Here is a 22,903-nt window from a genome sequence, read left to right on the forward strand (position 1 = left end):
GTCGAAGCGTCTAGGCTCAACAGTCTCCCTCCGCTTTCGTCAACTTGCCCGAGGATGCCGCATGTCCCAGGAACCTGAAGCTCGTGACGCCGAAGTCGCGGATTTTCGCGCTGCTGTACTGGATAAGCTGACCTACGCGGTCGGCAAGGATCCGGAGCATGCCTTCGACCACGACTGGTTCGAAGCCATCGCTCTGGCCGCGCGCGATCACATGGTCGACCACTGGATGGACCACACCCGTCGCGCCTATCGACGCAGCCAGAAGCGGGTCTACTACCTTTCCCTGGAATTTCTCATCGGCCGGCTGCTCTACGACAGCCTGAGCAACCTCGGCTTGCTGGATATCGCCCGGGATGCCCTCGAAGGCCTGAACGTCGATCTGGAGCGCATTCGCCTGCTCGAACCGGATGCCGCCTTGGGCAATGGTGGCCTTGGCCGCCTGGCAGCCTGCTTCATGGAGAGCATGTCGACCTTGGGCATCGCCGCCCATGGCTATGGCATCCGTTACGAACACGGGCTGTTCCGCCAGGCAGTGGTCGATGGGTGGCAGCAGGAGCAGACCGAGAACTGGCTGGACTTCGGCAACCCCTGGGAGTTCGAGCGCGCCGAGGTAATCTACCCGATCAGTTTCGGTGGCAGCGTCGAAACCGTGCACGATACACACGGCCAGCAACGCCAGGTGTGGTCACCGGGCGAGACGGTGCGGGCGGTAGCCTACGACACGCCCGTGGTCGGCTGGCGCGGTGCCAGCGTCAACACCTTGCGCCTGTGGCGGGCGCGGGCACTGGAAGAGCTGCACCTTGAGCGCTTCAATGCCGGTGACCACTTGGGTGCTGTCGCCGAAGTGGCGCGGGCCGAGAGCATCTCGCGGGTGCTGTATCCGGCCGATAGCACCGAGGCCGGTCAGGAGCTGCGCCTGCGCCAGGAGTACTTCTTTGTTTCGGCGTCGCTGCAGGACCTGCTGCGTCGCCACCTGAACATGCACCAGAACCTGCTCAACCTGCCGGATGCGGCCGCCATCCAGCTGAATGACACGCACCCTTCGATCGCCGTGGCCGAGCTGATGCGGCTATTGGTCGACCAGCATGAAATTCCCTGGGACAAGGCCTGGGAGCTGACGGTCGGCACGCTGGCCTACACCAACCACACCCTGCTGCCCGAGGCTCTGGAAACTTGGCCGGTGGCGCTGATGGAACGCATGCTGCCGCGGCACATGCAGATCATCTACCTGATCAATGCCTACCATATCGACAGCCTGCGGGCCAAAGGCCTGCACGACTTCGATGTGCTGCGCGCGGTATCGCTGATCGAAGAGGACAACGGCCGTCGGGTGCGCATGGGCAACCTGGCATTCCTTGGCTCGCACAGCGTCAATGGCGTGTCGGCGCTGCACAGCAAGCTGATGAAGAGCACCGTGTTCGCCGAGCTGCACAAGCTCTACCCGCAGCGGATCAACAACAAGACCAACGGCATCACCTTCCGCCGCTGGCTGTACCAGTCCAACCCGCAGCTGACCGAGATGCTGGTCGAGGCGCTTGGGCCGGAGCTCAAGGACGACCCCGAAGGGCGCTTGGCCGGGCTGGTGCCGTTCGCCGACAAAGCCAGCTTCCGCAAGCAGTTCGCCGCCCAGCGCCTGCACAGCAAGCGTGCCCTGGCCAGTATCATCCAGGACCGGATAGGCGTCACGGTCAACCCTGAGGCGCTGTTCGACGTGCAGGTCAAGCGCATCCACGAGTACAAGCGCCAGTTGCTCAACCTCCTGCACACCGTGGCGCTGTACCAGGCCATGCGCAACGACCCCGGTACCAACTGGGTACCGCGGGTGAAGATCTTCGCCGGCAAGGCCGCAGCCAGTTACCACCAGGCCAAGCTGATCATCAAGCTGGCCAACGACATCGCCCGGGTGGTCAACAACGACCCGACCGTGCGCGGCCTGCTCAAGGTGGTGTTCCTGCCCAACTACAACGTCAGCCTGGCCGAAAGCATCATCCCGGCGGCGGACCTGTCGGAGCAGATCTCCACCGCCGGTTACGAGGCGTCGGGTACCAGCAACATGAAATTCGGCCTCAACGGCGCGCTGACCATCGGCACGCTCGACGGTGCCAACGTCGAGATGTGCGAGCAGGTGGGTGCGGACAACATGTTCATCTTCGGCCTGACTGCGCAGCAGGTGGAGGCGCGGCGCAAGGCGGGGGACTTCGGTGCGAATGCGGCGATTGCGGCGTCCAGCCGATTGGGCGATGTGCTGCAGGCGATTCGCAGCGGGGTGTTCTCGCCGGATGATCCGTCACGCTATGCGGGGTTGATCGATGGGCTGGTGGCCTATGACCGGTTCCTGGTGTGCGCCGACTTCGATGCCTACTGGGATGCCCAGCGGCGGGTCGAGGAGTTGTGGCACACACCGCAGGAGTGGTGGCGCATGGCAGTGCTGAACACAGCGCGGATGGGCTGGTTCTCCTCGGACCGGACCATTCGTGAATACGCCACCGAGATCTGGAAGGCTCTGGATTGAGGCAGGGCATGCGGTCATTGTGGGAGCGGCCTTGTGTCGCGAAAGGGCTGCGCAGCAGCCCCACAATCTATGCAACTCAGCTGAAATCCCTGGGGCTGCTTCGCGGCCCTTTCGCGAGACAAGGCCGCTCCCACAGAGTCCGTGCAGTTGGCCGAATGTGTGCCGTGCAACCGACCATTGGCCGGGCGCTTGCTGAACTCAAGGGCGGAAGTCGAGTCTCTTTGCTCGCTAGGCTGCAACTCTCCCTGTAAACTGCGGGGGTTTTCTCCCCCTATCCTTCGGAGCCATACATGTCCCGCGTTACCCTGAGTCGCTATCTGATTGAGCAGACCCGCAGCAACAATACCCCTGCCGATCTGCGCTTCCTGATCGAAGTGGTGGCGCGTGCGTGCAAGGAAATCAGCCATCACGTGTCCAAAGGCGCCCTCGGTGGTGTGTTGGGCAGCATGGGCACTGAAAACGTGCAGGGCGAAGTCCAGAAGAAACTGGACGTGATCTCCAACGACATCCTGCTCGAAGCCAACGAATGGGGCGGCCACTTGGCCGGCATGGCGTCCGAGGAAATGGACAACGCCTACCAGATCCCGGGCAAGTACCCGAAAGGCGCCTACCTGCTGGTCTTCGACCCACTGGACGGTTCGTCCAACATCGACGTCAACGTGTCGGTCGGCACCATCTTCTCGGTACTGCGTTGCCCTAACGAGTACCTGAGCCAGAACGAAATCCTGAACGAAAACGCCTTCCTGCAGCCAGGCACCCAGCAGGTCGCTGCCGGTTACGCCATCTATGGCCCGCAGACCATGCTGATCCTGACCCTGGGCAACGGCGTCAAGGGCTTCACCCTGGACCGTGAACTGGGCAGCTTCGTTCTGACCCACGAGAACATCCGCGTGCCGGAAAGCACCGCCGAGTTCGCCATCAACATGTCCAACCAGCGTCACTGGGAAGCCCCGGTGCAGCGCTACGTGGGCGAACTGCTGGCAGGCGAGACCGGCCCGCTGAAGAAGAACTACAACATGCGCTGGATCGCCTCGATGGTGGCCGACGTGCACCGCATCCTGACCCGTGGCGGTCTGTTCATGTACCCGCGCGATGCCCGCGATCCAAGCAAGCCGGGCAAGCTGCGCCTGATGTACGAAGCCAATCCGATGTCGTTCATCATTGAACAGGCCGGCGGCGTGTCCACCGATGGTTACCAGCGCATCCTCGACATCAAGCCGGAGGGCCTGCACCAGCGTGTGTCGGTGATCCTCGGCTCGAAGGAAGAGGTCGAGCGCGTCACCGCCTACCACAAGGAGTAAGTCATGCTCGCACCTTGGCAGCCGTTGCTGGAGTGGTGGTTCGGATGGGGCACCAGTCCCCAGGCCGTGGCTGACGAGAAGAGCACGCTGTGGTTCGGCAAGCATCACGATGCCGAAGCCCAGGCGCTGTTTGGCGACCTGGTCGAGCACGCCCTGGCGGGTGGGCTCGACGAGTGGCAGCAGAGCCCGCAGGGTTGGCTCGGTTTGCTGATCCTGCTGGACCAGCTGCCGCGCATGCTCTACCGCGACACGCCGCGCGCCTTCGAAGGTGACCGGCGGGCGCAGGTGGTGGCTATGCAAGGCCTGCAGAAAAACTGGGATTACCAGTTGCTGCCGATCCAGCGGGTGTTCGTGCTGCTGGTGCTCGAGCATGCCGAGGTGCTGGACTGGCAAAACCTTTGCGTCGAGCGTTACCAGGTGCTGCTGGAAGAGCAGCCAGAGGATCACCGGCGTTTGTTCGAAGGTTTTCTCGATTATGCCGAGCAGCATCAGCGGGTGATTGCCCGCTTCGGCCGCTTCCCGCACCGCAATCTGGTGCTGGGGCGGCCGAGTACCAGCGAAGAGATGGACTTTTTGCTGGAGCCTGGGTCCAGGTTCTAGTGCCAGTGGGGGCGCACAGCGGCCCCCGCGGTTTCAGATCCTGAAACTGCCCACCAGATGCTTCAACCGCTCGACCTGATGCTCAAGGTCGGTGCAGGCACGCAAGGTGCTCTGCAGGTTCTGCACCCCTTCCTGATTTAACGTATTGATCTCGGTGATGTCGACGTTGATCGACTCGACCACGGCCGTCTGCTCTTCGGTGGCGGTGGCCACCGACTGGTTCATGCCATCGATCTCGCCAATGCGCTGGGTCACGCTGCCCAGGCGCTCGCCGGCCTGGTTGGCGATGCCCACGCTGTGGTCACTATGCTCGCGACTCTGGTTCATGGTGCTGACCGCCACTTGCGCGCCGGCCTGCAGTTCCTCGATCAGGCGCTGCACCTGCTGTGCCGACTCCTGGGTGCGGTGGGCCAGGTTGCGGACCTCGTCGGCCACCACGGCAAAGCCACGCCCGGCCTCGCCGGCACGGGCAGCTTCGATCGCGGCGTTGAGTGCCAGCAGGTTGGTCTGCTGGGAAATACCGCTGATCACATCGAGGATCTGACCGATGTTGGCGGTGTGGGCATTGAGCGTCTCGATGTTGCCGCACGAGTCGCTGATGCGTGCCGATAACTGGTTCATCACATCGATGGTGCGCCCGACCACTTGCTGGCCGTCCTCGGCCAGGCCACGCGCTTCGCTGGAGTGCTGCGAGGCCAGCGCGGCGTTCTGGGCGATTTCCTGGGCGGCGGCGCCCAGCTCGTTGATGGCTGCCGCCACGCTGCTGGTACGGCTGGACTGCTGGTCGGCATTGTTGATCGAGGCATTCGAAGCGGTCACCACCTGGGCGGCCACGGCGTTGACCTGGCCGGTGGCCGAGGCCACTTCGCGGATCGACTCGTGAATACGTTCGACAAAGCGGTTGAACGATTGGCCAAGGCTGCCGAATTCATCCTGGGCGTGGATGGCCAAGCGTCGGGTAAGGTCGCCTTCCCCTTCGGCGATGTCATGCATGGCACGGCCCATCAGGTGCAGTGGCTCCATCAGCACGCGAATCAGCAGGCCGAGCAGGGCGATGATGGCCACCACTGCGATGAAGGTGGCGATGATGGCGGAGGTGCGCAGTTCACCCAGCATGGCGAACGCTGCGTCCTGGTCGAGTACCAGGGCCACATACCAGTCCGCCGACGGCACACCGTCGACGTGGGTGAAGCTGATGAACTGCTTGTGGCCATCGACTTCGACTTCCTTCAGGCCGCTGCCGATACGCGGCGTGTCCTGCGGGTAGACGTCGGCCAGGGTTTTCAGGGCCAGGTCGGCTTTGGGGTGGATGAGGATCTTGCCTTCGCCATTGACGATGAAGGCATGGCCCTGGCCGTCGAAGTTCAGGGCGTTGATCAGGTTGCTGATGGTCTGCAGGTCGGTGTCGACGCCGCTGACGCCGATCAGTCGGCCCGCTTGCTGCACAGGGGTGGCCAGGGTGATCACCAGCTTGCCGGCAGAGGCCGAGATGTACGGTTCGGTAACGATGGTCTGGCCGCTGGCACTGGCCGCCTTGTACCAGCCCCGCACCCGCGGATCATAGTCGGCGGCGCGGTTTCCCACCGGTACCGACTGCATGCTGCCGTCCTGGCCACCGAAATAGGTGAGCTGGAAATTCTTGCCATACACCGGCAAGGCCAGGCTGCGGTCCAGGCTGGCTTTGCCCGGCCCATCGACTGCAACTTGCTGGGCCAATGAGTCGAGCAGCTGGATGCGGCTGTCGAGCCAGTTGCGGATGTTGCCGGCGGTGAGGTTGCCCAGGTCCTGCAGGTTGGTCTGCGTATCGCTGCGCAGGGACTGGCGTTGTCGGTAGTCGTTGAATAGCACGAAACAGGTAAAGGCAACGGCCACCACCAGGGCGGCGGCCATCAGGATCTTGTGGCTGAACTTGAGGTTCTTGGTCATTTTTCTGGTCTGCACAAGGCAAGGCATAGGAGGGCGCCGTGGCAATGCGCCACAGCGTGCTCGCTGTGTCGTCGCGGCGCGCCAAAACATTAATCGTTTGCGCAGGTCCAGCCGACCAACGGCGTACGACTAAAGCGGTGTCGCCAGGGAACCAGGGAGGGATTTTCCCGTCGAAGATCACTGCAGGCCACTCGCCTGTGTCTATTTTCCAGGAGTGTCCCTTCATGTCGTTGCGTTCCCTCGCCCTGTTGTCCTTGTGCGTCGTCCTGACTGCGTGCAGCAAGATCAATCAGGAAAACTATTCCAAGCTCAAGGCCGGCATGAACAAGGCCGAGGTCGAACAACTGCTCGGCACGCCCACCGAGTGCTCCGGCGCGCTGGGCATGAGCAGCTGTACCTGGGGGGACGAGAAGAGCTTCATCAGCGTGCAATACGCAGCCGACAAGGTGCTGATCTACTCCGGGCAGGGCCTCAAATGAGGCGTTTGCACGTACTGCTGGGGCTGTGCCTGGTCATGCTGTTGGGGGGATGTGCCACCTCCGCCACCGACCCGCTGGCGCCGAAGACCGCCGGTAATGTCGACCTCAAGCGCTATCAGGGCAAGTGGTACGAACTGGCGCGTCTGCCGATGAAGTACCAGGCCGACTGCGCGCAGTCCGAAGCGCATTACAACCTCAAGCCCGATGGCTCGTACGGTGTGCTCAACCGCTGCCGCACGATGGGGGATGAATGGCTGCGCGCCGAAGGGCACGCCAACATCCAGGAGCCGGGGCATACCGACAGGCTGTGGGTGGAGTTCGACAACTGGTTTACCCGCCTGGTACCGGGCGTGGCCAAGGGAGAATACTGGATCCTGTACGTGGACGACCACTACCGTACCGCGATCGTCGGCAGCCCGGACCGCAAGTACCTGTGGATCCTTTCACGCACGCCGACCTTGCCGGTATGGGAGCGCGAGAGCCTGATGTCCAAGGCCCGCCAGCAGGGCTATGACACCAGCCGCTTGATCTGGCGTACGCCGGACAAGCAGATCGTGCAGATGCATTGATAAGACGGGGGCCGCTTTAGCGGCCCCTCTGCATTCAGCCCAATAGCGCTCGCAACACGCCGGCAAACGCCTGTCGGCTTTCCTCTTCATGGGCATGCTGCCCTTGGCGCACTACCCATTTTCCATTGACCATCACATCCCGCACCTGACGGTCGCCGCCCGCGAACAGCCAGCGGTTGAGAATGCCGTCTCCCTCGGCCATGGCGATATACGGGTCCTGCCCATCCAGCACCAGCCAGTCGGCCCGCTTGCCTACCGCCAGCTCGCCAACGGCTTGCCCCAACGCCTGCGCCCCGCCGACCAGTGCCGCGTCATACAGCGTGCGCCCGACCATTGGCTGGTCGCCACGGTACAGCCGGTTGCGCCGCTGATCGCGCAGGCGCTGGCCATATTCCAGCCAACGCAGTTCCTCGACCACGCTCAGCGACACATGGCTGTCCGAACCGATGCCCATGCGCCCGCCCTGGGCCAGGAAGTCCACCGCCGGGAAGATGCCGTCACCCAGGTTGGCTTCGGTGGTCAGGCACAGCCCAGCCACTGCACCACTGCGCGCCATGGCCGTGACTTCGTCGGCTTCAGCGTGGGTGGCGTGCACCAGGCACCAGCGGCGGTCCACTTCGACATGTTCATACAGCCATTGCAGCGGCCGCAGCCCGCTCCAGGCCAGGCAGTCATCGACTTCCTTCTGCTGTTCGGCGATGTGGATATGAATCGGGCATTGCTGATTGCCGGCCGCTAGCACTTCGGCGATCTGGCCGGGCGTGACCGCGCGTAGCGAGTGGAAGCACAAGCCGAGCTGTTGCGCGGGTTGTGCTGCCAGCGCTGGCGCCAGCTGCGCTTGCAGTTGCAGGTACTGCTCAGTGGTATTGATGAAGCGTCGCTGCCCTTCGTTCGGTGCCTGGCCGCCGAAACCGGCATGGCTGTACAGCACAGGCAGCAGAGTCAGGCCGATGCCGCTGCTGGCCGCAGCCGAACTGATGCGTCGGGACAGTTCGGCCGGGTCGGCGTAGGCTTTGCCGGCCTGGTCATGGTGCACGTAGTGGAATTCTGCCACCGAGGTGTAACCAGCCTTGAGCATCTCGATATACAGCTGGCGGGCAATGACCTGCAGCTGCTCCGGGGTGATCTTGCCGACCAGCCGATACATCAGTTCACGCCAGGTCCAAAAGCTGTCGTTGGGGTTGCCCGCGACTTCCGCCAGCCCCGCCATGGCCCGCTGGAACGCATGCGAGTGCAGGTTGGGCATGCCTGGCAGCAGCGGCCCGGCCAGGCGTTCAGCGCCGTCGGCCGAAGCGTCGGCTTCGATCCGGCTAAGCAAGCCGTCACTGGAAACTTCGAAGCGGACGTTACTGGCCCAGCCCGTGGGCAGCAGGGCACGTTCTGCAAAATAGGCGGACATCGGCAAAAATCCTGTTATTGTTTAACTTGTATATACATATACAGGCGTTTGCCTGCCGGGTAAACTGCGGCAAGCTACCGCTCATTCCATTGCCTAAGGACTCAACGCCGTGCCGACACCTCCTGTCTCCGCGCTGGTTGCCCAGATGGGCGAGGGCCCGGCGCCGCTGTATGCCCGGGTCAAGCAGATGATCATCCAGCAGATCGAAAACGGCAGCTGGCCACCGCATCACCGGGTGCCTTCGGAGAGCGAACTGGTCAGCGAGCTGGGCTTCAGCCGCATGACCATCAACCGCGCCTTGCGTGAGCTCACTGCTGAAGGCCTGTTGGTGCGGATGCAGGGCGTAGGCACCTTCGTTGCCGAGCCCAAGTCCCGTTCGGCGTTATTCGAGGTCAACAACATCGCCGACGAGATCGCCGGCCGTGGCCACCAGCATAGCTGCCAGGTGATCAAGCTGGCCGAAGAGGCCGCCGGTTCCGAGCGCGCCCTGGCCCTGGACATGCGCGAAGGGCAGCGGGTGTTCCATTCGTTGATCGTGCATTACGAGAACGGCGTGCCGGTGCAGATCGAAGACCGCTACGTCAACGCGGCGATTGCCCCCGAGTACCTCAAGCAGGACTTCACCCGGCAGACGCCTTATGCCTATCTGTCCCAGGTCGCGCCGCTGACCGAAGGCGAGCACGTGGTCGAGGCGATTCTCGCCGAGCCCGAAGAGTGTCGCCTGCTGCAGATCGAACGCGGCGAGCCCTGCCTGCTGATCCGCCGTCGCACCTGGTCTGGCCGTCAGCCCGTGACTGCAGCGCGCCTGATCCACCCGGGTTCCCGTCACCGCCTTGAAGGACGTTTCAGTAAATGACCCAGTTGCAGTTGCTGCGTGCGCAGGACTACCCGCGCATGCCCTGGAAAAACGGTGGCGGTTTCACCGAAGAGATCACCCGCGACAACGGCGAGGGGCTTGATGGCTTCGGCTGGCGCCTGTCGATCGCCGATATCGAGGAATCGGGCGGGTTTTCCGTGTTCGCCGGTTACCAGCGGATCATCACTGTGCTCCAGGGTGACGGCATGCGTTTGCTGGTCGATGACCAGGCCAGCCGGCCGCTGCTGCCGTTCGATGCATTCGCCTTCAGTGGCGAGAGCCAGGTCAGCTGCAAATTGCTCGGTGGGGCGATCCGCGACTTCAACCTGATTTACGCGCCGCAGCGCTATCGGGCGCGCTTGCAGTGGTTCGACGGTACCAGCCGGCTGTACAGCTCGGCGTCGACGGTGTTGCTGTTTGCGGCGAGCAATCAGGTTGAAGTGGCGATGGCTGGGCATGAAACGCAGCAATTGGGCTTGTATGACTGCCTGCGGCTCGAGGGCAATGACGCGTTGCTGGGGCTGGATGTGCAGGGGCGATTCTGCCTGATCGAACTCATTTCAGCTTGAGATAGTCGGGGCCGCTGCGCAGCCCTTTCGCGACACAAGGCCGCTCCTACAGGAGAATGCATATCCCTGTAGGAGCGGCCTTGTGTCGCGAAAGGGCTGCGCAGCGGCCCCATCTTTTTCAGCCATTCAGCGGAATCGTCCGACAATTTTGGTTGTCCATGCTTGTACATACAAGTAAAGATGTGTTTGTATATCAACCACGACACAACTGCCCGCGGACAACCGCCGAGGACCTTCCCGTGACCGACAACAACAAATACCGTGACGTTGAAATCCGTGCCCCACGTGGCAACAAGCTGACCGCCAAAAGCTGGCTGACTGAAGCGCCACTGCGCATGCTGATGAACAACCTCGACCCGCAGGTCGCGGAAAACCCGAAAGAGCTGGTGGTGTATGGCGGTATCGGCCGCGCCGCACGCAACTGGGCCTGCTACGACAAGATCGTCGAAACCCTGACCCGCCTGGAAGACGACGAAACCCTGCTGGTGCAGTCGGGCAAGCCGGTCGGCGTGTTCAAGACCCACAGCAACGCCCCGCGCGTTCTGATCGCCAACTCCAACCTGGTGCCGCACTGGGCCAACTGGGAACACTTCAACGAACTGGACGCCAAGGGCCTGGCCATGTACGGCCAGATGACCGCCGGCAGCTGGATCTACATCGGCAGCCAGGGCATCGTCCAGGGCACCTACGAAACCTTCGTCGAAGCAGGTCGCCAGCACTACGGTGGCAGCCTGAAAGGCAAGTGGGTACTCACCGCCGGTCTCGGCGGCATGGGCGGCGCCCAGCCACTGGCGGCAACCCTGGCCGGTGCCTGCTCGCTGAACATCGAATGCCAGCAGAGCCGCATCGACTTCCGTCTGGAAACCCGCTACGTCGACGAACAGGCCACTGACCTCGACGACGCCCTGGCACGCATCGCCAAGTACACCGCCGAAGGCAAGGCGATCTCCATCGCCCTGCACGGCAACGCCGCCGAAATCCTGCCAGAGCTGGTCAAGCGTGGCGTGCGCCCGGACATGGTCACCGACCAGACCAGCGCCCACGATCCACTGAACGGCTACCTGCCAGCCGGCTGGACCTGGGAGCAGTACCGCGACCGCGCACAGACCGAGCCGGCTGCCGTGGTCAAGGCCGCCAAACAGTCGATGGCCGTGCACGTACAAGCCATGCTCGACTTCCAGAAGCAGGGCATCCCGACCTTCGACTACGGCAACAACATCCGCCAGATGGCCAAGGAAGAGGGCGTGGCCAATGCCTTCGATTTCCCAGGCTTCGTCCCGGCCTATATCCGCCCGCTGTTCTGCCGCGGCATTGGTCCGTTCCGCTGGGCGGCGCTGTCGGGTGATGCCGAAGACATCTATAAGACCGACGCCAAGGTCAAGGAATTGATCCCGGACGACGCCCACCTGCACCGCTGGCTGGACATGGCCCGCGAGCGCATCAGCTTCCAGGGCCTGCCGGCACGTATCTGCTGGGTGGGCCTGGGCCTGCGCGCCAAGCTGGGCCTGGCCTTCAACGAAATGGTGCGCAGCGGCGAGCTGTCGGCGCCGGTGGTGATCGGCCGTGACCACCTGGACTCAGGTTCCGTGTCCAGCCCTAACCGCGAAACCGAAGCCATGCGTGACGGCTCCGACGCCGTCTCCGACTGGCCGCTGCTCAACGCCCTGCTCAACACCGCAGGTGGCGCCACCTGGGTTTCGCTGCACCACGGCGGCGGCGTGGGCATGGGCTTCTCCCAGCACTCGGGCATGGTCATCGTCTGCGACGGTACCGATGAAGCCGCCGAGCGTATCGCTCGCGTGCTGACCAACGACCCGGGGACCGGCGTGATGCGCCACGCCGATGCCGGTTACGACATCGCCATCGACTGCGCCAAGGAGCAGGGCCTCGACCTGCCAATGATCACGGGCTGATCGCTGCGCTTTGAGTGATACTGAACACTAAGAGGGGCCTGCGGGCCCCTGACAGAATTGGAGTAGCGAAGTGACCGTACTGACCCTCAAGCCCGGCACCCTGACCCTGGCCCAGCTGCGCGCCATCCACGCCGCACCGGTGCGCCTGCAACTGGACGCCAGTGCCGGCCCGGCCATCGACGCCAGCGTCGCCTGCGTCGAGCAGATCATTGCCGAGGACCGTACCGCCTACGGCATCAATACCGGTTTCGGCCTGCTGGCTTCGACCCGTATCGCCAGCCACGACCTCGAGAACCTGCAGCGCTCGCTGGTGCTGTCCCACGCTGCCGGTATCGGTGCGCCGCTGGACGACGCCCTGGTGCGGCTGATCATGGTCCTCAAGATCAACAGCCTCAGCCGTGGTTTCTCCGGTATCCGCCGCAAGGTCATCGATGCGCTGATCGCCCTGGTCAACGCCGAGGTCTACCCGCACATTCCGCTCAAGGGCTCGGTCGGCGCTTCCGGCGACCTGGCACCGCTGGCGCACATGTCGCTGGTACTGCTGGGCGAAGGCAAGGCGCGTCATCAGGGCCAGTGGCTGTCGGCTACCGAAGCCCTGGCGGTCGCCGGCCTCGAGCCGCTGACCCTGGCTGCCAAGGAGGGCCTGGCCCTGCTCAACGGTACCCAGGCTTCCACTGCCTACGCCCTGCGTGGCCTGTTCCAGGCGGAAGACCTGTATGCCGCCGCAATCGCCTGCGGTGGCTTGAGCGTCGAAGCGGCGCTGGGTTCGCGTTCGCCGTTCGATGCGCGTGTTCACGAAGTGCGCGGTCAGCGTGGCCAGATCGACACCGCTGCCTGCTTCCGCGACCTGCTGGGCGACTCCAGCGAAGTGTCGCTGTCGCACAAGAATTGCGACAAGGTCCAGGACCCGTACTCGCTGCGTTGCCAACCGCAGGTCATGGGCGCCTGCCTGACCCAGATCCGCCAGGCCGCCGAGGTGCTGGGCATCGAAGCCAACGCCGTGTCGGACAACCCGTTGGTGTTCGCCGCCGAAGGCGACGTGATTTCCGGTGGCAACTTCCACGCCGAGCCGGTGGCCATGGCCGCCGACAACATCGCCCTGGCGATCGCCGAAATCGGCTCGCTGAGCGAGCGCCGCATCTCGCTGATGATGGACAAGCACATGTCCCAGCTGCCGCCATTCCTGGTGGAAAACGGCGGGGTCAACTCCGGCTTCATGATCGCCCAGGTCACCGCAGCTGCCTTGGCCAGCGAGAACAAAGCCTTGTCGCACCCGCACAGTGTCGATAGCCTGCCGACCTCGGCCAACCAGGAAGACCACGTGTCGATGGCCCCGGCTGCTGGCAAGCGCCTGTGGGAAATGGCCGAGAATACCCGTGGCGTGCTGGCCATCGAATGGCTGGGTGCGTGTCAAGGGCTGGACCTGCGCAAAGGCCTGAAGACTTCGGCCAAGCTGGAGCAGGCGCGTCAGGCGTTGCGTCGTGAAGTGCCGCACTATGACCGTGACCGCTTCTTTGCGCCGGACATCGAGGCAGCTGTCGAGCTGCTGGCCAAGGGCAGCCTGACCGGGCTGCTGCCTGCTGGTGTCCTGCCTAGCCTGTGATGCCCCCGGGGCCGCCTTGCGGCCCATCGCCGGCGAGCTGGCTCCCATATTGAAAGCGATAACCCGCTCTCTGAGGGAGCCGGCTTGCCGGCGATTGGGCTGCACTGCAGCCCCCTTCGATCTCACGACCACAAAAACAATTTAAGGACGTGACATGCAACAAGCTCAAGGTCTCAAGCGCGGGCTTACGGCCCGCCACATCCGTTTCATGGCCCTTGGCTCTGCCATCGGCACCGGCCTGTTCTACGGCTCCGCCTCGGCCATCCAGATGGCCGGCCCGGCCGTGCTGCTGGCGTACCTGATCGGCGGCGCTGCGGTGTTCATGGTCATGCGCGCCCTTGGCGAGATGGCCGTGCACAACCCGGTGGCTGGCTCCTTCGGCCACTACGCCACCACTTACCTCGGCCCCATGGCCGGCTTCATCCTCGGCTGGACCTACGCCTTCGAGATGGTCATCGTGGCCATCGCCGACATCACCGCCTTCGGTATCTACATGGGCTTCTGGTTCCCGGAAGTGGCCCGCTGGATCTGGGTGCTGGGCATCGTCTTCGTGATCGGTGGCCTCAACCTGTGCAACGTCAAGGTGTTCGGCGAAATGGAATTCTGGCTGTCGCTGCTCAAGGTCGGCGCCATCGTGGCGATGATCCTGGCCGGCCTCGGCATCATGGCCTTCGGCTTCAGCCAGGTGAGTGGCGAACATGCCGTGGGCATCAGCAACCTGATCGAGCATGGCGGGTTCATGCCTAATGGTATTGGCGGCCTGATCGCGTCGTTTGCCGTGGTGATGTTCGCCTTCGGCGGCATCGAGATCATCGGGGTCACCGCCGGTGAAGCCAAGGACCCACAGCGTGTCATCCCCAAGGCGATCAACGCCGTGCCGCTGCGCATCCTGCTGTTCTATGTGCTGACCCTGTTCGTGCTGATGTGCCTGTACCCGTGGCCGCAGATCGGCAGCGAAGGCAGCCCGTTCGTGCAGATCTTCAGTCATCTCGGCATCGGCTCCGCCGCCGCCGTGCTGAACATTGTGGTGATCTCGGCCGCCATCTCGGCGATCAACAGCGACATCTTCGGGGCCGGCCGCATGATGTACGGCCTGGCGCAGCAAGGCCATGCGCCGCGCAGCTTCGGCAAGCTTTCGAAACACGGCGTGCCATGGATGACCGTGGTAGTGATGGGGGCCGCGCTGCTGGTCGGCGTGCTGCTCAATTATCTGATCCCGGAAAACGTGTTCCTGTTGATCGCCTCCATCGCCACCTTCGCCACCGTATGGGTGTGGCTGATGATCCTGGTTACCCAGGTGGCCATGCGCCGCAGCATGAGCGCTGAAGAGGCGGCCCAACTGAAGTTCCCGGTACCGTTCTGGCCATACGGCCCGGCCATGGCCATCGCCTTCATGGTGTTCATTTTCGGTGTGCTCGGTTACTTCCCGGATACCCAGGCAGCCTTGCTGGTCGGCGTCATCTGGGTGGTGTTCCTGGTGGCGTCCTACCTGCTGTGGTGCAAGCCGCGTGCAGGCAAGCACGTGCCGGTCGAGCTGCACCGCTAGTCAAGGAGATTGCACATGAGAACCCTCTGGCAGCACTGCCACGCGGCCACCCTGGCCGAAGGCCGTTACTCGATCATCGAGGATGCGGCGATCGTCACCAGCGCCGGGCTGATCGAATGGATCGGCCCGCGCGCCGAGCTGCAGCCCTTCGAGGTTGATCGCACGGTGGACCTGGGCGGTGCCTGGGTCACCCCGGGGCTGATCGATTGCCACACCCATGCGGTGTTCGGCGGCAACCGTAGTGGCGAGTTCGAACAGCGCCTGCAGGGTGTGAGCTATGCCGAGATCGCCGCCCAGGGCGGCGGTATCGCGAGCACCGTACGGGCCACCCGCGCGGCCAGCGAAGATGAGCTGTTCGCCAGTGCGCGTCAGCGGGTTCAGGCATTGATGCGCGATGGCGTCACCACCATCGAGGTCAAGTCGGGCTACGGCCTGGACCTGGCCAACGAGCGCAAGATGCTGCGCGTGGCCCGGCGCCTGGCCGACGAGCTGCCATTGGCCGTGCGCGCTACCTGCCTTGCCGCCCATGCCTTGCCGCCGGAGTATGCCGGACGGTCCGACGACTATATCGCCCATATCTGCGACGAGATGCTGCCCGCCCTGGCTGCCGAAGGCCTGGTGGATGCGGTGGACGCCTTCTGCGAACACCTGGCGTTTTCGCCGGCACAGGTCGAAAAGGTGTTCATCAAGGCACATGAACTGGGCCTGCCGGTGAAGCTGCATGCCGAGCAGCTGTCTTCGCTGCACGGCTCCAGCCTGGCAGCGCGCTATCAGGCGTTGTCGGCCGACCACCTGGAGTTCATGACCGAGGAAGACGCGATCGCCATGGCCAAGGCCGGCACCGTTGCCGTGCTGCTGCCGGGCGCTTTCTATTTCCTGCGCGAAACTCAGTTGCCGCCAATGGACGCCCTGCGTCGCCACGGCGTGAAGATCGCCCTGGCCAGCGACCTCAACCCCGGCACCTCGCCTGGCTTGTCGCTGCGCCTGATGCTGAACATGGGTTGCACGCTGTTCCGCATGACCCCGGAAGAGGCCTTGGCCGGCGTCACGCTGCATGCCGCCACGGCACTTGGCCTGGGTGACAGCCACGGCTCGCTGGAGGTCGGCAAGGTCGCCGACTTCGTCGCCTGGCAGATTGCCCGTCCTGCCGACCTGGCCTACTGGCTGGGCGGCGACCTGCCCAAGCGCGTGGTGCGCAAGGGCCACGAAATCTCCAACTGAGCGAGGCACGATGGACAAGGTACTGAGTTTCCACCAAGGCCGCCTGCCGCTGCTGATCAGCATGCCCCATGCCGGCCTGCGGCTGAGCGACGCCGTGCGCGACGGCCTGGTCGACCAGGCGCGCAGCCTGCCGGACACTGATTGGCACATTCCCCGGTTGTACGAATTTGCCAGCGAGATGGGTGCTAGTGTCGTGGCGGCGGAGTATTCGCGCTTCGTCATCGATCTGAACCGCCCGGATGACGACAAACCGTTGTACGTGGGGGCTACCACTGGTTTGTACCCGGGCACGTTGTTCGAGGGCGAGCCGCTGTTCAAGGATGGCCTGGCGCCGACCGGCGAGCAGCGCAAGCACTACCTGGAGCAGATCTGGCGCCCTTACCACGATACGATTCGCAGCGAGCTGAACCGCTTGCGTGAGCAGTTTGGCTACGCATTGCTGTGGGATGCCCACTCGATCCGGTCATTGATCCCGCACCTGTTCGACGGCAAGTTGCCGGACTTCAATCTGGGCACTTTCAATGGTGCCAGTTGTGATCCGGCACTGGCTGAGCGCCTGCAAGGCGTATGTGCCGAAGCGTCAGGCTACAGCCATGTGCTCAACGGTCGCTTCAAGGGTGGGCATATCACCCGGCATTATGGTGACCCGGCCAACCACATCCATGCGGTGCAACTGGAGCTGGCGCAGAGTACCTACATGGAAGAAACCGAGCCTTTCGCTTACCGCGAAGACTTGGCACAGCCGACCCAGCAGGTGTTGCAACAGCTGTTGCAAGCACTGCTGGCATGGGGCAAAGAGCGATATGGGCGGTAAATGCCGCCTGTGATGATGGCGACGCGATGCAGGCCATGCGCGTCGCCACGCCACAAGTTCAGTTGGTGTTGCTCTGGGCTATGGTGAGTTCGCGCAGTAGCTCACGTTCTTCCTGGTTTTTATCGTTTTGCAGGTCCTGCTGCAGGTTCAGTTCGTCCTGAAGCGAGTGGTTCTCATTGGCCAGCTCCAGCACCCGCAGGCGGTACCGGGCTTCGATTTCGCCGAAGCGATCGCTGAATTCGGCGCGCAGGCGTGCGGTCCAGTCCGTGTTCGCCAGCATGTAGTTCACCAGTGTATCGCTCAGTTCACTTCGCCGGACCTTCTCCAGAACGCCGGACAACTCGTCACGCGCCAGGTTTGCCGCACCCCGAAAGCGCATGCTGTCGGCGATCGGCAGGTCCAGTTCCCTGGCCAGTTCACGACGGTAAGCCAGGCGTACCGAAACCAGGTCACCCGAGCCGGAGCGCTGGTTGGCCAGTAGCTCCAGCTGTTCGATCCGGAACAGTTGCAACAGGCGACGCCGCAGCGTTTGCAGAGTGTCGCCAGCGTCGATCAACAGGCGCTGGCTCATCAGGTACAGCTCGATATTGTTGAATTCCTGCAGGGCGCCGTCATGGCAGGTCTGCGAGCCGGTGTCCGGGTCGGGCAGGGCAGCCGCAGCGATGGCTTCCATGATGGGGCGCTCGGTTTCATTGCTCGCAGCCACTACCAGCATGATGCGCACCCGCTCGCAGAAGCTGGCCTGGGTATTCGGGTCGACATAGGGCGCGGCATTTTGCAAACGGCCTGCCAGGCGCAAGAGGTCGCTGCCTTCAAGGGTCTTCCAGCAGTCCCGCAATGCTTCGTTCTGCGCTTCACTGCCACGCGCCCAGGTTTCAACCCTTGGCGAGTCGTCACCGAGCAGCGGGAAGTGCGGGTGCTCGAGTGAGCCTTCGCTTGATGTGTCGACCGGCAACAGATTACCAGGGATGTCCAGGGCGAAGGAGTAGCTGTGCTGGCTGTCCGAGAACGCGCGCACGCGCAGGATGGTATCGAGTGGCAATGGGTTGTCGAACAAGGCGATCGAAGTGATCGGCATGGGGTTGTTCAAGTTCGAGAGGATGTGGTCGGGCAGTTGACTGATGTTGTTCGAACTCAGGTCCAGCAGTTCCAGCGGCAACAAGCTGTCGCACCAGCTTGGCCAGGCCTGCAGGTTCATGTTGGTCAGCCCCAGTGACTGCAGGTTGCTGGATAACTGTGCGGGCACCTGGCTGATGGTGCCCACGCGGTTGCCGGACAAATCAAGTGAGGTCAGGTGATCGAGCCCGGCGAAGGTTTCCAGCATCGCCTGATCGACTTCCAGGCCCATGTTGAGAAATTCCAGGTAGGTGAGTTGGGGAAGGCGTGTCAGGGCAGAAGCTAGTGAGGCTGTGGCAGCCTGGTGGGCATCGATGGTCAATCGGGTCACATTGGGGAAGCGGCGCAGCAGTTCATCGAGCTGCGATGCGCTGCCACGCAAGCGGGTCAGGGTCATTGCATGTACGCGCTCGCCGAAAAACGGAGGCAGCCGCCTGGGGAAATGCTCGAGGGCGACGTCCTCAAGATGCAGGCGCAGGTGGAGCTGGCCTTGTTCCTGCTGTTCCCAGAACTGGCTGACCGCGCTTTGGATACGCTGCCTGTCCGCCAGCGCTGCCTGGGTCAGTGGGTTGCTCGAACTGGAGGCCTGCGCCCAGCCATCGATGGCATCGCGCATTTGTTGCCGCTCACTGCGGATGCGAGCGAGTTGATCCGCGAGCACGGCGGGCTGGTCCGTGGTGATCCCGGACAGGTCGACACGCTCATTCAGCAGCAAGCGCTGCAGGTGGTTTTCATTGATGTTGTTGCCCTGCAATGAGATCACTGGCGGGGTGGTCAGTGTGTCTGCTTCGTGTAGCAGGAACGTGGGCAACGACCTGAGGTTATTGTCGCGCAGGGAGAGGTGTGTGATACGCGCAAGGGCATCGCTGCCAATGCCGATGGGCCACTGGGTCAACTGCATCTGATTCAGGCCCAGGTAGTCCAGGGTCAGCTCGTGGAAACTGGGGCTGTTGTTTTGCGCCAGGCGATTACCACTCAAGTCCAGGTGCCTAAGCTGGGCCAGGCCGGACAGCAGGTTGAGGTCGCTGTCTGAAAGCATCATGTTCTGGTTGGTTACCGCCAGCCGCTGCAAAGCGGGCAAGCGCTCGGTGATGGTGGGAATGCTGAACAGGAAAGAAGAGGGCGTTGCCCTGGGGTCATAAGGTCGGCTGATTTCCAGCGATTCGACGTGTGGTAACTGCTCGAGCAGGCGATTCAGCAGTCGCTCGTTTTGCGCCCAGCCTGCCAGCGAGCCTGACGGCAGGTCGATCAGGCTCAGGCTACGTACGCGTGCGTTGAAAAATGCAGGCAAGGTCAAGGGAATGTCGGCCAGCGGAACACGGATGATACGCAGCCCGGACGTATGCCCGGCGCTGTCGTCCAGGGCTGTGTCGTACCAGTGTTGCATGATCGAATCACGCAGGTTGTCATAGTCGATCGCAGCCTGGTCGGTTGCCGGTGAAATGGCTTCGCTCCAGTCGTCCAGCCGGCTTTGCAGCTCATTGCGCTGCTCCAGTAAGGTCTGCAAATGTTCGAGAACCTGCAGGTGTGTACGGCCGTGACCGGAAAGCGCCAGCAGAATCTGGTCCGCCGACCGGCCGGTACGTGTGGTGAGCCCCGTGGCTTCGACGGCTTCCAGCAGGCGCTGGCGGGTGACGCCCTGTGTGGCCGCGCCGCCACCACTGAGCAGGTAGCCCAGGCGGCCATTGGCCAGACGCATGGGCGAACGGTAGTCAGGACGCACAGGCTGCATGCCCAGTAGCACCCTCAAGGCCGGACGGGGCAGCAAGGGGCCCTCCTGCACTAGGCGCTGCAGCGCCTGCTGATCGGTGATACCCATGTCTGCCATGGCCATCGGCAGAGCCTCATGCAAGGCGGTGTAAAGGCTCGGGTAGGGAGTGATCGCTGCATTCGGTTGGCTATCGTCATGGACGATGTACCCAGCCTCGGCGTGGGTGATGGTTGTGAACGGGCGCCCATCCAACGGCCCGAGCTCATATTCCTGAGTGGGCCACGACAGCCGCTGCAGTAGCCTCACCCGGGTTTCGGCGGGCCAGCCTGGCAAGTGCGCAAGCGTATGCAGGATCAACCGGTCGCTGTCCCAGTTCGGTACGTAGTTCAGGTACAGCCCTTCGTAGGCGCGGGCCAGGCGAATCTGTTGCCGGTAGAGGCGAATTTCCTCGCCGAGGCGCAGGGGCACCTTGCCCTCGCCGAGCATCTGCAATTCGCTGGCGCTGGCTGCGCGGGCCAGTTCATTGCTGACTGCGGTCGGCAGTTGCATCCGCTGGATGGCTTCGGCACCCGCAACCGGCACAGCCGGTAGTTTCGCGTAAGACCTGGCAAACTCGGCTGGTCCGGCACTGAGGGTGGGTAGGTGCCGGATCGTTTCGTCGAGCTTGAAGCGCTGCAGGGTGTCTTCCAGCAGGGCCGGCAATCGCTGGTGCTCGGCCAAGGCCCTGCGCAGCTGGTCTTCGTCGGTGCCGCTGATGGCGATGATGCGTTGCAGCGTTGCTTCGTCGAAGTGCGCGTTCAGGTGGCCAATACGGCGCAACAGTGTCATGCCCGACCAGCTCAGCGGTTTATCCGTTGCGAGCAGCCAGGCCCCGGCGCCGTTGTGCCGCAGTGGCGGCTGATAGCTACGAGGGTTTTGCGGGTGTTGCAGGCGGTACTCGCCGGTAGCTGCTGCCTGTTCGACCCAGTACCGATTACCCTGCAGCACCAGCCAGCGCCTGCCGTTGTGCTGGCGCAGGCCGAGTTCGTCCGCTGCCAGTCCGTCGGGCAACACTTCGGTGCTGCGGTAGGGCGCGAGGTCGGGTTTCCACAGGCGCACTTGGCCTCCGGGCGTTTCGACGTTTTCCAGTTCCTCGATGAATGAGGGCGTTTCCACAGGAATACGCGCTACCTCTCCTTCCTGATCATCAGGCTCTTCTACCACCGGCTCGTCCTGGCCAGCGCCGCCTTCGCCCCCCAGCGCACCTCGTACTGCCTTGGCCGCCGCATTGAGGGCAGTCATGATCGCCACATTCTCGATCACATCGACCATGTAGCCGTAAGCGGTATCGCGTTCGTCATTCTCCCAGGCTTCGATGCCGTCATAGACCTCATGGGCCAGCTGAACCAAGCACACCGCAAGCATCAGCTCGCCCAGCCCGGGCACGAAAAAGCCGGCGATGTTGAGGGCGCTCAGCACACGGCCGGCAATCAGTTCCCGGTGTGCCTGGGCGGTGCGTCGGTCGACGACTTCGGTCGGGGTCGCGTGGAACAGCACATCCTTTTCATGACGCTGGGCCTTCTGAAACGCCATCACGCCCTGGAATGCATGGCTGAATGGCCTTTTGACCGGGTACAGGGTGGCGTGTGGATCAGGAACACGCTCCTGCACGCCGCGAACACTCCAGCCGAGGGGCGTCAGCCGGTCCTTCAGGCGGGTGATGATTGCCGCCTTGTCGCGATCGGCGATGTGGCTGTCCAGGTAGCCGATGTTGATCTGGAGCCGGTCACGCAGCTCGTCCTGCAAGGCTTGCTGGCTGGCAAACTCCTTGAGCGGCGTCGTGCTGTCCTCGGGAATGTACAGCGCCACGGCCTGATGACCTTCGGTATGCAGGCTGATCACCACCACGCCGGTCAGTTCGGCTTCCCACAAGTCGAGCACGCTGAACGCGATAGGCGAGCCTGTCACTGGCGCCTGGTCAAGCGGCGCGGCAAGCGCCGCTCTGTAAAACGCTTCACTGATATCGCCCTTGAGGCGGGAGAAATGCAGCGACTGCCTGAAAGCCGAGACCTCGGCACGCCCCAGGGTTTCATAAACGGCCAGTGCCGATTCATCGGCATTGAGTTCTGTCGTGGCTGCGGGGTAGTAGATGGCATGTACCCGTTCATGGTACTTGCCGCCGATATCCAGGGTACGGCACAAGCCGGCGAAGTCTTCGGCGCTGACAGGCAGTGCGTTGGTGATCGGCGTGGTGCCAAGGAAGCGTCGGTGATCGAGGATGACCGACTTTTTCAGCAGGGCAGCGGGCGCATCCATGCCACGCTCGGCAGAGGAGGGCTGGTCGAAGTTGTGCAGGGCGCACTGCAGCAGCGAGCGGGTGGCCCGGTTGACAGCCAGGCGACTGTCGGCCGCGTTGGTTGTTTCGATCAGGCGGGCATCGACCAAGTGGGTGTTGCGCACATCCAGGTCGAGTCCGAACCGTTGCTTGATGGCTCCGGTCAGCGCCTGGATGGCAAAGGATTCCAGCTCGGGAAGCTGTTCGAACAGCTTGTGCACCTGCGCCTGGTGTTCGCGGTGGCGGGCATGCTCTTCCTGCCATGCCCTGGCGATTTCCGGTTGTTGCTGGATCGCCGTTGCAAGCCAGGCAGGTGCTCGCCGCCAGTCACGCAATGCGCGACGAACTTCTGGAGGGGCTTGCTTGAGCCAGAGAGGGATCTTGCCCTCGATGGTGGTGTAATGAGCGCCAGGCGCGCCAGTGACTGCAGTCGGCATGGGAAGGCCCTTGCTGG

At 63.3% G+C, this 22,903-nt stretch carries 15 protein-coding genes and 1 pseudogene; 12 read left to right on the forward strand and 4 right to left on the reverse strand.

Features of this window, described 5'->3' with window-relative positions; genetic code table 11:
- Positions 1 to 61: 61 nt before the first annotated feature.
- The 3 genes from ACLEJU_RS06410 (at position 62) to ACLEJU_RS06420 (ending at position 4,413) form a co-directional block, all read left to right on the forward strand.
- The gene (locus ACLEJU_RS06410) at positions 62 to 2,512 is read left to right on the forward strand and encodes a glycogen/starch/alpha-glucan phosphorylase (RefSeq protein WP_435422389.1); all 2,451 of its coding nucleotides are present in this window, start codon (positions 62 to 64) and stop codon (positions 2,510 to 2,512) included.
- A gap of 290 nt (positions 2,513 to 2,802) precedes the next feature.
- Positions 2,803 to 3,813, forward strand: a complete 1,011-nt coding sequence (locus ACLEJU_RS06415) for a class 1 fructose-bisphosphatase (protein WP_435422390.1) — start codon at positions 2,803 to 2,805, stop codon at positions 3,811 to 3,813.
- 3 nt (positions 3,814 to 3,816) lie between these two features.
- Positions 3,817 to 4,413 carry a DUF924 family protein gene (locus tag ACLEJU_RS06420; RefSeq protein WP_103446027.1) on the forward strand — a complete coding sequence of 199 codons (597 nt, stop codon included), beginning with the start codon at positions 3,817 to 3,819 and terminating at the stop codon, positions 4,411 to 4,413.
- 33 nt (positions 4,414 to 4,446) lie between these two features.
- Here ACLEJU_RS06420 and ACLEJU_RS06425 read toward each other — a convergent pair whose 3' ends face one another.
- Together ACLEJU_RS06425 and ACLEJU_RS06430 are read right to left on the reverse strand one after the other, a co-directional pair.
- The gene (locus tag ACLEJU_RS06425; protein ID WP_371922759.1) at positions 4,447 to 5,277 is read right to left on the reverse strand and encodes a methyl-accepting chemotaxis protein; all 831 of its coding nucleotides are present in this window, start codon (positions 5,275 to 5,277) and stop codon (positions 4,447 to 4,449) included.
- Positions 5,278 to 5,301: 24 nt separating this feature from the next.
- A pseudogene (locus tag ACLEJU_RS06430) lies at positions 5,302 to 6,429 on the reverse strand (HAMP domain-containing protein); the annotation flags it as partial.
- Positions 6,430 to 6,563: 134 nt separating this feature from the next.
- Between ACLEJU_RS06430 and bamE the strand changes: the two are divergent.
- Together bamE and ACLEJU_RS06440 are read left to right on the forward strand one after the other, a co-directional pair.
- A complete protein-coding gene (gene bamE / locus ACLEJU_RS06435; RefSeq protein WP_027921036.1) occupies positions 6,564 to 6,818 on the forward strand; it encodes an outer membrane protein assembly factor BamE domain-containing protein in 255 nt (84 codons plus the stop codon).
- Positions 6,815 to 7,387: a lipocalin family protein gene (locus ACLEJU_RS06440; protein ID WP_110633122.1), complete on the forward strand. Its 573-nt coding sequence runs from the start codon at positions 6,815 to 6,817 to the stop codon at positions 7,385 to 7,387. The genes bamE and ACLEJU_RS06440 overlap by 4 nt, the downstream gene beginning before the upstream one ends.
- A 34-nt stretch (positions 7,388 to 7,421) precedes the next feature.
- Here ACLEJU_RS06440 and ACLEJU_RS06445 read toward each other — a convergent pair whose 3' ends face one another.
- Positions 7,422 to 8,786 (reverse strand): formimidoylglutamate deiminase, encoded by a 1,365-nt coding sequence (locus ACLEJU_RS06445; RefSeq protein ID WP_435422391.1) that lies wholly within the window; start codon positions 8,784 to 8,786, stop codon positions 7,422 to 7,424.
- A gap of 145 nt (positions 8,787 to 8,931) precedes the next feature.
- Here ACLEJU_RS06445 and hutC point away from each other — a divergent pair, with 145 nt between their 5' ends.
- From hutC to hutG, 7 genes are all read left to right on the forward strand, one after another.
- Positions 8,932 to 9,642, forward strand: coding sequence for a histidine utilization repressor (gene hutC, locus ACLEJU_RS06450; RefSeq protein WP_178083372.1), 711 nt, complete (start codon positions 8,932 to 8,934; stop codon positions 9,640 to 9,642).
- Positions 9,639 to 10,211, forward strand: a complete 573-nt coding sequence (locus ACLEJU_RS06455; protein WP_435422392.1) for a HutD/Ves family protein — start codon at positions 9,639 to 9,641, stop codon at positions 10,209 to 10,211. The genes hutC and ACLEJU_RS06455 overlap by 4 nt, the downstream gene beginning before the upstream one ends.
- Before the next feature lie 239 nt (positions 10,212 to 10,450).
- A complete protein-coding gene (gene hutU, locus ACLEJU_RS06460) occupies positions 10,451 to 12,124 on the forward strand; it encodes a urocanate hydratase (protein ID WP_051099534.1) in 1,674 nt (557 codons plus the stop codon).
- Positions 12,125 to 12,194: 70 nt separating this feature from the next.
- Positions 12,195 to 13,727, forward strand: coding sequence for a histidine ammonia-lyase (gene hutH / locus ACLEJU_RS06465; RefSeq protein ID WP_159412433.1), 1,533 nt, complete (start codon positions 12,195 to 12,197; stop codon positions 13,725 to 13,727).
- Between the two features lie 154 nt (positions 13,728 to 13,881).
- Positions 13,882 to 15,273, forward strand: a complete 1,392-nt coding sequence (locus ACLEJU_RS06470; protein WP_435423472.1) for an amino acid permease — start codon at positions 13,882 to 13,884, stop codon at positions 15,271 to 15,273.
- Between the two features lie 15 nt (positions 15,274 to 15,288).
- Positions 15,289 to 16,494, forward strand: coding sequence for an imidazolonepropionase (hutI, locus tag ACLEJU_RS06475; RefSeq protein WP_435423471.1), 1,206 nt, complete (start codon positions 15,289 to 15,291; stop codon positions 16,492 to 16,494).
- A 10-nt stretch (positions 16,495 to 16,504) separates the two neighbouring features.
- On the forward strand, positions 16,505 to 17,308 hold the full coding sequence (hutG, locus tag ACLEJU_RS06480; RefSeq protein ID WP_435423470.1) for an N-formylglutamate deformylase: 804 nt from the start codon (positions 16,505 to 16,507) through the stop codon (positions 17,306 to 17,308).
- A 58-nt stretch (positions 17,309 to 17,366) separates the two neighbouring features.
- Here the strand turns inward: hutG and ACLEJU_RS06485 are convergent, their stop codons facing one another.
- On the reverse strand, positions 17,367 to 22,886 hold the full coding sequence (locus ACLEJU_RS06485) for a dermonecrotic toxin domain-containing protein (protein WP_435423469.1): 5,520 nt from the start codon (positions 22,884 to 22,886) through the stop codon (positions 17,367 to 17,369).
- Positions 22,887 to 22,903 lie beyond the last annotated feature (17 nt).

Origin of the sequence: Pseudomonas sp. SMN11 (assembly GCF_052041945.1) — a bacterium.
Classification (GTDB): domain Bacteria; phylum Pseudomonadota; class Gammaproteobacteria; order Pseudomonadales; family Pseudomonadaceae; genus Aquipseudomonas.

Excerpts from the sequence above, each read along its gene's own strand:
- ACLEJU_RS06445 (WP_435422391.1), bottom strand. The coding sequence starts at position 8,786 with ATGTCCGCCTATTTTGCAGAACGTGCCCTGCTGCCCACGGGCTGGGCC.
- hutG (WP_435423470.1), top strand. The coding sequence starts at position 16,505 with ATGGACAAGGTACTGAGTTTCCACCAAGGCCGCCTGCCGCTGCTGATC.
- ACLEJU_RS06470 (WP_435423472.1), top strand. The coding sequence starts at position 13,882 with ATGCAACAAGCTCAAGGTCTCAAGCGCGGGCTTACGGCCCGCCACATC.
- ACLEJU_RS06415 (WP_435422390.1), top strand. The coding sequence starts at position 2,803 with ATGTCCCGCGTTACCCTGAGTCGCTATCTGATTGAGCAGACCCGCAGC.
- ACLEJU_RS06455 (WP_435422392.1), top strand. The coding sequence starts at position 9,639 with ATGACCCAGTTGCAGTTGCTGCGTGCGCAGGACTACCCGCGCATGCCC.
- ACLEJU_RS06440 (WP_110633122.1), top strand. The coding sequence starts at position 6,815 with ATGAGGCGTTTGCACGTACTGCTGGGGCTGTGCCTGGTCATGCTGTTG.
- ACLEJU_RS06410 (WP_435422389.1), top strand. The coding sequence starts at position 62 with ATGTCCCAGGAACCTGAAGCTCGTGACGCCGAAGTCGCGGATTTTCGC.
- bamE (WP_027921036.1), top strand. The coding sequence starts at position 6,564 with ATGTCGTTGCGTTCCCTCGCCCTGTTGTCCTTGTGCGTCGTCCTGACT.
- ACLEJU_RS06485 (WP_435423469.1), bottom strand. The coding sequence starts at position 22,886 with ATGCCGACTGCAGTCACTGGCGCGCCTGGCGCTCATTACACCACCATC.
- ACLEJU_RS06420 (WP_103446027.1), top strand. The coding sequence starts at position 3,817 with ATGCTCGCACCTTGGCAGCCGTTGCTGGAGTGGTGGTTCGGATGGGGC.
- hutI (WP_435423471.1), top strand. The coding sequence starts at position 15,289 with ATGAGAACCCTCTGGCAGCACTGCCACGCGGCCACCCTGGCCGAAGGC.
- hutC (WP_178083372.1), top strand. The coding sequence starts at position 8,932 with ATGGGCGAGGGCCCGGCGCCGCTGTATGCCCGGGTCAAGCAGATGATC.